This is a genomic window from Paenibacillus sp. An7, from assembly GCF_009870785.1.
Lineage (GTDB): Bacteria > Bacillota > Bacilli > Paenibacillales > Paenibacillaceae > Paenibacillus.
On the sequence record NZ_WTWX01000001.1, the window covers coordinates 522,374 to 534,854 of the forward strand.

10 protein-coding genes are annotated in these 12,481 nt (G+C 40.8%); 2 read left to right on the forward strand and 8 right to left on the reverse strand.

Going from position 1 to position 12,481, the window contains the following annotated elements; translation table 11 throughout:
• Nucleotides 1-14 precede the first annotated feature (14 nt).
• Nucleotides 15-1,181 (forward strand): M20 family metallopeptidase, encoded by a 1,167-nt coding sequence (locus GQY27_RS02350; protein WP_160031890.1) that lies wholly within the window; start codon nucleotides 15-17, stop codon nucleotides 1,179-1,181.
• A 96-nt stretch (nucleotides 1,182-1,277) separates the two neighbouring features.
• Here GQY27_RS02350 and glgA read toward each other — a convergent pair whose 3' ends face one another.
• Together glgA and glgB are read right to left on the reverse strand one after the other, a co-directional pair.
• Nucleotides 1,278-2,711 carry a glycogen synthase GlgA gene (gene glgA / locus GQY27_RS02355; RefSeq protein WP_160031891.1) on the reverse strand — a complete coding sequence of 478 codons (1,434 nt, stop codon included), beginning with the start codon at nucleotides 2,709-2,711 and terminating at the stop codon, nucleotides 1,278-1,280.
• 49 nt (nucleotides 2,712-2,760) lie between these two features.
• A complete protein-coding gene (gene glgB / locus GQY27_RS02360; protein WP_442950873.1) occupies nucleotides 2,761-4,809 on the reverse strand; it encodes a 1,4-alpha-glucan branching protein GlgB in 2,049 nt (682 codons plus the stop codon).
• Between the two features lie 199 nt (nucleotides 4,810-5,008).
• Between glgB and GQY27_RS02365 the strand changes: the two genes are divergently transcribed.
• On the forward strand, nucleotides 5,009-6,211 hold the full coding sequence (locus tag GQY27_RS02365) for a glucose-1-phosphate adenylyltransferase (protein ID WP_160031893.1): 1,203 nt from the start codon (nucleotides 5,009-5,011) through the stop codon (nucleotides 6,209-6,211).
• Between the two features lie 95 nt (nucleotides 6,212-6,306).
• Here GQY27_RS02365 and GQY27_RS02370 read toward each other — a convergent pair whose 3' ends face one another.
• The 6 genes from GQY27_RS02370 to GQY27_RS02395 all read right to left on the reverse strand — a co-directional run bounded on the left by GQY27_RS02370 (nucleotide 6,307) and on the right by GQY27_RS02395 (nucleotide 12,324).
• On the reverse strand, nucleotides 6,307-6,834 hold the full coding sequence (locus GQY27_RS02370) for a GNAT family N-acetyltransferase (protein ID WP_160031894.1): 528 nt from the start codon (nucleotides 6,832-6,834) through the stop codon (nucleotides 6,307-6,309).
• An 18-nt stretch (nucleotides 6,835-6,852) separates the two neighbouring features.
• On the reverse strand, nucleotides 6,853-8,283 hold the full coding sequence (locus GQY27_RS02375) for a sensor histidine kinase (RefSeq protein ID WP_160031895.1): 1,431 nt from the start codon (nucleotides 8,281-8,283) through the stop codon (nucleotides 6,853-6,855).
• Nucleotides 8,283-8,978, reverse strand: a complete 696-nt coding sequence (locus GQY27_RS02380) for a response regulator transcription factor (protein ID WP_160031896.1) — start codon at nucleotides 8,976-8,978, stop codon at nucleotides 8,283-8,285. The genes GQY27_RS02375 and GQY27_RS02380 overlap by 1 nt, the downstream gene beginning before the upstream one ends.
• Complete coding sequence (locus GQY27_RS02385; protein ID WP_160031897.1) at nucleotides 8,975-10,315, reverse strand: hypothetical protein; 1,341 nt, start codon at nucleotides 10,313-10,315, stop codon at nucleotides 8,975-8,977. Before GQY27_RS02385 ends, GQY27_RS02380 begins: the two co-directional genes overlap by 4 nt.
• 20 nt (nucleotides 10,316-10,335) lie before the next feature.
• Complete coding sequence (locus tag GQY27_RS02390; RefSeq protein ID WP_160031898.1) at nucleotides 10,336-11,061, reverse strand: phosphonate ABC transporter ATP-binding protein; 726 nt, start codon at nucleotides 11,059-11,061, stop codon at nucleotides 10,336-10,338.
• A 90-nt stretch (nucleotides 11,062-11,151) separates the two neighbouring features.
• A complete protein-coding gene (locus tag GQY27_RS02395; RefSeq protein ID WP_236570441.1) occupies nucleotides 11,152-12,324 on the reverse strand; it encodes an MFS transporter in 1,173 nt (390 codons plus the stop codon).
• Nucleotides 12,325-12,481 lie beyond the last annotated feature (157 nt).

The window sequence follows — 12,481 nt, forward strand, 5'->3', positions numbered from 1 at the left end:
AAAGGGAGAGACTTATGAACAAACAAATGATAAATGACACTATTAATCAATATAGTTCCCGGTTTAAAGAAATCTCATTATATATTGGTGCGAATCCTGAGCTCGGAAATGAAGAATTTCTTGCCAGCAAGCGTCTGAAAGAAGAACTGATTTATCATGGTTTCGAAGTGGAGGCACCTGTGCTAGGTCTCGATACTGCATTCATTGGTACCTATACATCTTCTAAACCTGGCCCAAAAGTTGCTTTATTATGTGAGTATGATGCACTTCCAGAAATCGGACATGCTTGCGGGCATCACTTGATCTGTATGATGGGTTTAGGTGCAGCGGTTGGTTTAAAATCGGTTATTGATACGATTGGCGGCTCAATTAAAGTATTTGGTACCCCGGCAGAAGAAACAAGAGGGGCGAAAGTTCCTATGGCTGCAGCTGGACTATTTGATGATTGCGATGTTGCAATGATGACTCATCCATTTTATGCTTTTGAAAAGTCAGGAAAATCCCTTGCGATTGATGCTGTTCAATTTGAATTTTTCGGTAAATCCTCTCATGCTGCGGCTACTCCTCACGAGGGAATTAATGCACTAGATGCCGTGATCCAAACTTTTAATGGAATCAATGCCTTCCGTCAACAAGTGAAAAGCACAGTTCGAATCCACGGTGTTATTAACCATGGCGGAGAGGCAGCTAATATCATTCCAGATTACGCTTCTGCTCAATTTTATGTACGTGCAGCAACACGTAAAGAACTTGATATCTTAACGAAACGTGTTATACAAATTGCAGAAGGTTCTGCTCTCCAAACGGGATGCACACTCAAAACTTCAAATTATGAAACTTCCTATGATGAAATGTATACAAATGAAACCTTGTCTGACGTATTCTCAGCAAACCTTGTAGAACTCGGTATCGATGAGAAAGAGATTGTCACAGGAGAAGATCATGGCTCAATGGATATGGGAAATGTCTCTCTACGTGTTCCTTCTATCCATCCATACATCAAAATCATTGATGAAAAACACGCGCTGCATTCCATTGAATTCAGGGACCTTGCCATGAAAGACCAAGCTCTTGATGCTATGATTCTTGGTGCAAAAGCTTTGGCAGGCACTGCTTATGATGTCATATCACAGCCGGATCTCCTCGCTTCTATTCAAGATGAATTTCGGCGCAATGCATAACACGTAGTAGTAATTTTTATGGAAATGAAAATAGAAACAAGCAGAAGGGACCTCTTGCCATCTTGGCAAAAAGACCCTTCTTTTATTTTCCATACTTTATTTCGTTATTTGTTTGTAAATATCTAAATATTCTCTCGCAGAAACTTCCCAGCTGTAATCACCGCTCATTGCGTTATTCATAAGCTTCTTCCAATGTTCAGGCTGGCTGTAGAATGACTCTGCACGCCGAATCGTATAAAGCATGTCATGAGCATTAAAGTTGGTAAACGTAAATCCGGTTCCTTCCCCAGTAAATTCATTGTAAGCCTCTACCGTATCATTCAGTCCGCCCGTCTCCCTTACGATAGGAATACTTCCATATTGCAAAGCTAACAACTGACTAATTCCGCAGGGTTCAAAACTAGAAGGCATCAGGAACATATCGCTTCCCGCATAGAATCTTCTCGACAATCCCTCATTAAAACGAATCTGAGCCGACATTTTTAGAGGATGGCGTTTCTCCGCTTCACGGAACCAGTGCTCGAATTCTCCTTCTCCTGTTCCCAGAAGAATAAACTGTACATCATCATAATATAATAATTCATCAAGAACTCTGGTTACGAGTTCAAGACCTTTTGATTCCACAAGGCGAGTCACCATGGCAATCACAGGAACTTCTGGTTTGACAGGTATTCCAAGTTCTTTTTGAAGCGCAATTTTATTTTTCACTTTTTTCTCGATCTGCTGCATATCATAGGTTTTAGCCAGTTGATCATCCGTCGCAGGATTATAACTATCTGTGTCTATACCGTTAACGATCCCTGTCAATTTACCTTCTATAGAACGCAGGAGCCCATCCAAACCATATCCATAATGAGGTGTTTTGATCTCTTCTGCATAGGTTGGGCTTACGGTCGTAACATGATCAGAGTAGACTAATCCTGCTTTCATGAAATTCAGGTTGCCATAATACTCTACACCTTCGGAGGTGAAATAACGGCTGTCCAGTGCAAGCAAATCACTGTGTACTTCATAAGGGAATACACCTTGATACAGCAGATTATGAATGGTGAATACTGTTTTTATGGACTGATAGGCTGCGATATGATCGAAATGCGCCTTCTTGAGCAAAGGAATCATAGCTGAATGCCAGTCATGACAGTGGATGACATCTGGATTAAAATTCAAGAAAGGAATGATTTCGAGAACAGCCCGGTTAAAGAACGCAAATCGTTCACCATCATCGATATAACCATAAATTCCGTCTCTGCCAAAGTAGTACTCATTATCTATGAAGTAAAAGGTAACACCTTGATGAATAAGTTGCTCAACGCCGCAATACTGTTTGCGCCAGCCAACATAAACTTCTGTCACTTCAACAGGCTCCATCTGTTCTTTATAGCGCTCAGGGATCTGTTTGTACTTGGGTAAAATGACCTGCACATCTACTCCCTCTTTAATGAGCGCCTGGGGCAAAGCACCAATCACATCGGCAAGTCCTCCTGTTTTTATGAATGGATGACCCTCTGCTGCGACATATAATACATTCATTACTTGCTTCCTCCTTATTGTGCCTTACTTAACCCGTTGTATCTTCCTTTTACAAGGATGGTTCACCATCTTTTATTTTTTTTGTTTGTCTTCTAGGTTTCTTTGTTTCTATGGTTTCTGCCTTTTTCCTGTCTTTCTGTTTTGATTTTGAAGCGGTATTCAAGACTGGCTCATCCTTTACGGAAGCACGTTTGCTTCTGGGTGTCTTCTTGAAAATAACAATACTTAGAGGTGGCAAGGTGACCTCCATACTATTCGGCTGTCCATGATAGCTGATCTTTTCAGTGCGCACTTCTTCATTAAGAAGACCTTGTCCGCCAAAATTAACTCGATCACTATTGAACACCTCTGTATATGAACCAGAACGATGTACACCCACTCTATAATGAGAACGGGATACAGGTTGCAGGTTAATAAGTACGATTAGGGAGTCACCTGGTTTTTTCCCTTTTCTTACAAAAGAAAGAACACTTTGAGACCGATCATCTGCCGAGATCCATTCAAATCCATCGGTACTATGATCCAATTCCCATAATCCTTTTTCTTGGATATAAAATTCATTTAATGATTTGGAGAAATGAAGAATCTTTCGGTGGCTCTCATAGTCAAGCAAAAACCAATCTAGAGGTTCTTCATCCTTCCATTCAATGAATTGACCAAACTCTCCACCCATAAAGAGCAGTTTCTTACCAGGAGAAGTGATAAAATAACCGAGCAATGCACGCAGACCCGCAAATTTTTGTTCGTAATCTCCCGGCATTTTATTAAGAAGAGATTTCTTGCCATGCACCACTTCATCGTGTGACAGCGGCAGTAAATGGTTCTCACTATAAGCATATACCGAAGGGAAAGTTAATAAATTATGTCTGGCAGGACGCTCCGAAAAATCGGTTTCAAAATACTCAAGCGTATCATTCATCCATCCCATGTTCCACTTATAGTTAAAGCCGAGTCCACCCGCATATACAGGACTTGTTACTTGTGACCAGGAACTAGATTCTTCCGCCATCATTAACGCTGCAGGGTAATAATGAAAAACCGTTTCATTTAATTGTTTAATAAATTCAATGGCTTCCACGTTTTCATTCGTACCTTTGTCGTTAAGACAATACTGGCCTTCTGCTTTTTCAAAGTCCAACTTCAGCATACTTGTTACTGCATCAATACGCAGACCATCAATATGGTACATATCCATCCAGTAAAGCGCATTAGATATAAGAAACGAGCGTACCTCCGGTTTGGAGTAATCAAAACTCAGAGTTCCCCAACCCGGTTTTTCCGCCTTAAGGGGATCTGCATACTCAAACAATGGGGTTCCATCAAACATCCGAAGTCCGTGGGCATCTTTAGCGAAATGTGCAGGTACCCAGTCCAAAATAACACCGATCCCCGCTTGATGTAGCTGATCAATCAGGTACATCAAATCATGTGGCGTCCCATATCGGCTTGTCGGAGCATAATATCCGGTATTCTGATATCCCCATGACAAATCGTATGGATGTTCCGTTATTGGCATAAACTCTACATGAGTGTAAGACATTTCTTTCAAATAAGGGATTAATAACTCAGGCATTTCAGCATATGTATAGAACTCCCCTGTCTCTTTTTGTTTCCATGTCCCAAAATGCATCTCATAGATATTGAGCGGTTTTTGATATATCTCTTTACGCTTACGTCTCCAGGATGAGTCCTTCCACTTATAACCTTCGATCTTGGAGGTAATGGAAGCTGTACTCGGCCTTACTTCTGCATGGAAAGCATAAGGGTCAGCTCTAAGCAAAGATTCATTATCAGAGGTGAGAATATGATATTTGTAAAATGTTCCTTCATCGATGTCAGGAAAAAAACGAGTCCAAAGCCCAGAATCGGGTATCTTATATAATATATCCGCTTCTCCCAGACCGTGATAACCATTGCGATCAAGAGCAAGGCCTACTTTTGAAGCATTGGGTGCCCAGACTGTGAAACGATAGCCTGATACTCCGTCTTCCTGAACCGGATGAGCTCCGAGAAAATGGTAACTAAAATGTGAAGTTCCTTCGTGAAACAAATAAATATCTTCCGAAGAAATAAAGGTTTTCGGTACATTGTTTTCAATCAAAGAGATCACCTTCTTTTTAAAATAGAATAAACACTATAAAAACATTATTACCCCATTTTCTCCATTATGAAAATGAAAAATAGCTAAACGAAATATAAATTACATTTTTTAGCTTTTTTCAGAAAATAGTGATTCATCTATGCTGGGCTCCGTTTAATAACCTATCACGGAAACATACTATGGGAGGGAAATACTAATGGCTAAAAAAGAATGTATCGCCATGTTATTGGCAGGAGGAGAAGGGAAGCGTCTTGCTCCACTGACATCGAAAATAGCAAAACCCGCTGTCCACTTCGGCGGTAATTATCGAATCATTGATTTTCCTCTCAGTAACTGCGTAAATTCAGGTATTGACACGGTGGGAGTCCTAACACAGTACGAGGCAGAATCTTTACATGGACACATTGGTAAAGGCGAACCTTGGAAATTAAATACAACTAAGGATAAGGGAGTTACTCTTCTTCCTTCTTGGAATACAGGTTCAGATGAGTACTGCGGAACGGCAGATGCTATCTATAAAAATATTGAATACATCGATGCACAAGATCCAGAGAACGTCCTTATTTTGTCTGGTGACCATATTTATCAAATGGATTATCGAAAGGTTCTGAAATACCATGAGGAAAAAAAAGCATTAGCTACCATTGCAGTAATAGAAGTACCTTGGAATGAAGCTCATCGCTTTGGAGTATTGAATACCAATGAAGACATGCGTGTGACTGAGTTTGTTGAAAAACCAGCTCAACCGGAAAGCAACCTGGCTTCTATGGGTATTTATGTGTTTAACTGGAAGCACCTAAAAAAGCATTTGATTCAAGATGCGGCTTCTACGGAGTCTAGTCATGACTTTGGCAAGGATATCATTCCTTCAATGCTGAAGGGACAAGATCCGCTTTATGTATATAACTTTGAAGGATATTGGAAAGATGTTGGTACTGTGCAATCCTTATGGGATGCCCATATGGATGTATTAAACGGAGTGAACTTGACGAAAGAAGAACTAAAGGCATGGCCTATGTATTCACGTCAAGGACGTACAAAGCTAACTGGTTATAGACAAAAAGCAACATTATCCAAAAATTCTATCGTCCATGATCATTGCTACATGGAAGGAAATTCTGATCGTTCTGTTATCTTCTACGGTGCAGAGATTGGTAGAAATTCCACAGTTAAAGAAAGTGTAATCATGCCTAATGCTCGCATTGGACGTAATGTCACCATAGATCGTGCCATTATCGGTGAGGGAGCGATCATTAGAGATGGAGCAGTAATCAAAGGCAGTCTAGATGAAATTGTTGTCATTGGTCCTGGAGAAACAGTCGCTGGTAAGCCTTCTGTTCGAACAAACCGTCTTCTCAAAGACGTGTACGAGAAAGCAGGACAGCTACGAACAACTTAGACCTAAAAAAGATTATTTTCATCATACCATCTTTGAACAAAAAGAGCATCCCATAATTGGGATGCTCTTTTTGTAGTATATTTTCCTCTTTAACGTTATCTTTGATATAGGTTTACTTTTCGATCTCCCATATCTGTCACACCCAGGTGAGTGAATCCCAGCCCTTGATAAAAATCATTCAGTTTCGGACTATGGGTGATGCAATCGAGACGCAAGCCTCTTTTTCCTGCAGCAATAACAATCTCTTCCGCTGCATCAATCATCCAGCTGCTTAGTCCCCGCTTGCGATATGTTCTGCCTAAGGTCAACCGATGCAGATAACCATAAGCCTCATCATTAAGCGCCCCCCAATAAGCAGGATCATCTCCTTGCAGAGTGAATAATCCGGCCGGGGACTCATTCAAGTAAGCCATATAAATATCTCGATTATCGAAATATTGGAGAATAGAATCTAGGGTAAATAGATCGGGTGTCCAGTGTCTAAGGTCATTACCGACCATCCACTCTGCCGCTTCAACAAGCAGGGCTCTCATCTCTTCCGCTTGATTAGGCGTCGCTTGTACCAGTCTAATGATGCCATCCGGCTCTTCTTTTGTTTTGATTACTTTTAAATCTTGCATCATTATCCTCTACCGCTCCCCTTAGACTACTTCAGGATCTATATCAGATTCGAAGTGTTCTTCCTGGGTTAAAGCAGGAAGTTTGACTGTCACCGTTGTTCCATTTCCAAGTTCACTTTCCATCTGAAGCGTACCGCCATGAAGCTCAATCAGCTGCTGACTAATGGCTAGACCTAGCCCAGTTCCTCCATGCTGATGATCAACTTGATAGAATCGATCTTTCACACGCTCAAGATGTTCTTCACTGATCCCGATTCCTGTATCTTGAACAATGACAACTACCTGATCTTGCTCACGTTTGATCGTAATATCGATCCAAGTATTCATATGAGAAAATTTAATTGCATTGTCAATCACATTAAGAAAGACTTGTTTTAATCGGTTGCCGTCACCAAGAATTAAATAATCTTCCTCTTCTGCACTGAGTCTTAGTTTGATTTGTTTTTGTTCTGCTTTGGCCCATACATTCAGCATGATCTCTTGTAATACTTCTCGAACACTAACCGTACCTTTGACCATCTTCATCTCATTTTGTTGCAATTTAGAGAAATCGAGCAGTTCCTCAACTAGCCCAATAAGCCGGTTTGTTTCTTTTGATATGATCTTAAGACCCATTTTTGTTTCTTCTGGATCATACCCGCCTGATTCAAGTGTTTCATTCCAGCCTTTTATACTTGTCAGCGGAGTACGAAGTTCATGAGAAATGGAAGAAATGAAATCATCCTTCACTTGATTACTGCGCACAATTTCCTCAGCCATATAATTCAAGGTAGAAGAAAGCTCACCAATCTCATATTTATAGTCCCCTTCAATTCGGACATCAAAGCGGCCTTTTGCCATCTCTGCCGAGGCGGCAGTAATGATATTGATCGGTCTTACAATGGAATTTGCAAGTCCGATACTAATTGTAAAGACTAACACAAGTACCCCTACAACGATCAGCCCTGACCATACTAAAATATCGACTAGAGCATTATTCACTCGCTCCATACTTGTTACATACCGAGCAATATATACATTATCGTTACCATAATCTATTTTGGTGGATACCGCCATCACAGACTCGCCTGTGATTACATCCTTACCTATCCAGCGGCCCGTACTGCCTTTAAGTGCCTGCGGGACATCACTTGTCTGGACTACCCGATCTGATTCAAAACCAGAGGAAAGAGCAAGTACACGGCCCTCGGTATCCAGAATTTCAAGCGATGTATTTTCGAGTTTAAGATAATACATGAGATTGGATATGAACGAACTCTCGTTACTGCTGTCTATAAATGATGAATTGTAATATCTGATTACATTTTTAGAGTTAGACTCAATGTAGTTATATATACTATCGTAGTAGTACTTCTGCATCGCAACCAGAAAGATGGATTCAATCAAAAGCAGCGCAAGCAGAACAAGAATAAAATACTGCAGAACAATTTGCCTGCGAATGCCTTTCATCATTAAGCTCTACCTTTCCACTTGTAGCCATGCCCCCAAACCGTTTGGAGAAATTCCGGCTCAGAAGGGTTGCCTTCAATTTTTTGACGTAGTCGTCTTATGTTTACATCTACAATTTTAGGATCTCCCATGTACTCTTTACCCCACACATGATCTAGAAGTACATCCCGGCTCAGAGGTGTGTTTTCTTTTTCAAGGAAGAATTGTACAAGAGAAAACTCTGTCGGTGTTAGTTCAATGGGCTGCCCATTTCTTTTAAACTGCTTGGATATGAGGTCAAGTGAGAACGGACCTGATTCAAAGGTAACTTTGGCCGCTGTTTCCCGGTGTACATTCACTCGTCGCAACAAAGACTGTATACGTGCAATGAGCTCGGTCGGACTAAAGGGTTTACTTACATGATCGTCAGCCCCCACAGATAAAGCATATACTTTATCCTGCTCCTGAACTTTTGCTGTTAAAAAGATAATCCCGATTCGTTCATTGGTTTCACGAATACGGCGGCACACTTCAAACCCGTCAATTCCAGGTACCATGACATCAAGAAGCGCAATATCAATATCGCTTACCGCATTAATGATCTTCATTGCCTCAAGACCATCCGCCGCTTCCAAGACGTCAAAACCATTTCTTTTTAAATTCAGTACGATAAAACTGCGGATGGACTCCTCATCTTCCATAATCAGTACTTTACTCATTCTATAATCATTCCTTCCTGTTCCGGATCTGTAAGCAAATTATTACTTGGTGTGTTTTGACCGGCTTGTTTTGGCAATCTGTACCCTATTACCTGATTACTGGAACGAACGATTTGTTTCCATTCGTCTTTTACCCGTTCCCAGCTGTCCAGTGAGAAAAACTGAATCTCAGCAACCGTTTCATCCGTATCTGCCAATTTAAAGCGTAAATATTTATCCTTCACTGACTTCGTATCAAGTGTAACATTCCCATATTGTTCAGGTTTCAAGTTGAAATAAAAACGATCCTGATCATCCCGATATTGCTGCATGATAAAGGTTAGACCATCTTCACCATTCCATTGATAAAAAGAATAGAAGTATAGTTTTTCACTATCTACAAAATGTTCCCACCCTGGCGGTTCTTCAAGCAAACCGAATTCCACAATACCATCATTGTTAATATCTTCACTTAATATCCGTCTAGGTTTAAACGTAATATCTGTTCCTTTAAAAGCCTCAACCAATTGATTATCTTCCATATAGATTAAATCAGAATAAGAATTCGAAGCATCAAGCGCAATATCCAGAATAATCCCTGTCTTGTTCTTGGATATTTTTCCTGCGGATACATTATAGAAATCCCGCATCTTCGTATCAATCGTCATTTTGTCGAGCACTTCAAAACTTCCATCGTTATATTGATATACCGTTATCGTCCCTTGTCCTGTCGTCGGCAGGATATTCATGATTGTGAGGTCATGAATCCCATCACCATTTAAATCCAGGGGATTACGAAACTCATCCATAATTACGTATTTTGAATAAGGCATCTCTAGTATTTTCTGCAAAGTTCCACCTTTATAAGTGTAGGAGACAAGCCAGTTTTGCGCATTCTGTTCTACCCCGCTTGAGAATCCAGCCAAAATTTCGAGTCCTTCATCCCCTGTGATCTCTTGCAGACGAAAGGAATTAAGAACAGAACCTATCCCGTCAAAAGTCAACTTCTTGACCCATGTATCTCCCTGTTTCTCAAGCAGCATTCCGCGAATCTTTACTTCAGGATCATCAGGCAGATCATAAAAAACAACTGCCTCCATGATGCCGTCATTATTTAAATCTTTTTGAATAATTTTATTTGACATCTCTCTGGGCTGGGTAATCGTAGAACCTTCAGGAAGCTCTCCTTGAATAACACTGAGTAGATTTTCTCTCTCTGTTGTCATTTGTGGAGTCTTCATCAGCGATTTTGGATCATTGAAGGAATCCAATCCATTGCCGCAGCCGCTAATCAAAAATATAGAAAGCAACATCGCACCCAGAAAGAAAAATTGATGTGAATTTCTTATGATTTGCACCAGATCACTCTTCTCATTCATTAAATCTTGTTTTTCTCATGTAATGTAAGTCGTCTGCCACGAATATCAAACGCAAGCCTTCCTTCAGAAAGCCCCCATATTCGAGTAGCATAACGTTCTGCAAGTTCGATGGGCAGCACGGCAATCACCGTCATATTCTCTTCTTCGCATAGCTTTTTGAAATTTTCAAGTACACTATCTGCGGATTTCGGATCAAGACCGATCACAGGTTCATCTGCTAGAATTACTTGCGCTCCATGGGTTAAAGCCCTGGCTACAGCAACACGCTGACGCTCACCGCCGCTAAGTTGTCCTGCTTTCATATGGGCTTTGTCTAGAAGCCCGACACTCTCGATGATATCCATAGCACCCATATAATCATCAGACCGAACCATACCTGTCAGCATACGCCACCAAGGTGTTTGTCCTGATCTTCCGATAAGTACATTTTTGAGCACTATTTTATTTGTAAATAATTCTGGATTCTGCTCTAAATAAGCCCACTCACGTTTAATTTGCTTTTTACCAGCATGCCCAGCTTTGAAAATATCTGTACCATGCACATTGAATTTTCCACGGTCCCAGCTATCTTTAAGAGCTAACAATCGTAACAAAGTACTTTTACCGCTTCCGCTTCCACCGACAATACCAATAAACTCGCCTTGCTGCAGATCAAAGCTAATTTCTTTCAAAACGGGAATCTTATCTGAACCAACGGCCTTTGCCAATTGCTCTACTCTGATCATTTACGTTTATATCTCCTCTTATCCGTAGAATGTATATCTTTAGTTTATTGGAAATAGAATAGATTTTCCATGCGAACAAGCGTTCTTTCTTTAGACTTTGTTCTGCTTAAAGAAAAACCCGGCCATTCCAAACAAGAGATAACATGCGCCCAGCAGCCAGAACATGCCGCCCGGAGCACCCAGTCCAAGCATAATTCCTCCGAGATTGGGTCCAATAATACTCCCTATATTAAACTGAAAAGAAGCCACCACGTTTGCAGCCGGCAACACACTTTTAGGTAGAATATCAGCTGCATAAGCAAGACCCAGAGAAAAGAACGAACCAACAAGCCCACCAGCTATCGTTAGCAGTAATAAGGTTGGCCAAAACTGCGTCCCTGCTGCAGGGATCAGCATAAATAAAAGTCCGCCTACGATTCCTGAGATCATAAGAATTCGCTTTCTCCCAAACCGGTCACTTAAAGCTCCAAGCGGTAATTGAAGAAGCAGTCCCCCGATCCCTACAAAAGGAAGTAAGGTAGAGATATCACTCTCGCTAAATCCAATGCGAAGTCCATAGATAGGGAAATTACTGTTCATGCCCGATTCCATATACCCATATAAGAATGCTGGAATGAGTGCATACCAGGCTAACATAAAGCTGCGGCGGTATCTCCCCGTCCCGCTTCCTTCATTTATTATTTTCTCAGGCCGGGTATCGGGTAATTTTAGAGCAAATAACAAAACGATTAGCATTAAGAAAAAAAGAATAGCAAATGGTACAACTTGTCCATATCCTAGAAGCTTAATTCCCAGGGGTCCTATACTAAAACCAATTCCATATGACATTCCGTATATCGATATGTTTCTGCCCCGGGAAGCTGCCGGAGTAACAAGCAGTACCCATAACTGAGTTGAATAATGGAGTGCGCTGTCTCCTATCCCAACTAAAAACCGTAATAAGAACCAAAGTCTGAGATCAGGAATCAGTGGAAACAACATGAGCGGAATCATAACGATTATAAGACCAGAAATGATCAGTTTCTTAAAACCTACTGCCCCTAAAATCCGCTCAGCTACCAGTGTCATTGCAAAAGAACCTATGTACATGACTGCAGCATTTAATCCATTTATGCTAGAAGACACACCCATCTGCTCGATAAAAATAGAGAGTACAGGCAAAAGCAATCCTTGACTTAGACCAGCTACAATAATAACTACAATGAGAATAATAAAATGCGCCTTAGAACCTTCCTGTCGTATTGCCCCAGATGCCTTACTCAAAACATTTTTTCCCTCCTATGCTCCCATGACAAAATAAAAAATCGTCATTTCTGACGACCTGTAACTATCTTCTATTATATGCTTATTCATTCAGAAACGGGTTACAAAGTATTCAACATTATAGTGGACAATACAGCTAAACACAAGCGATAATAGT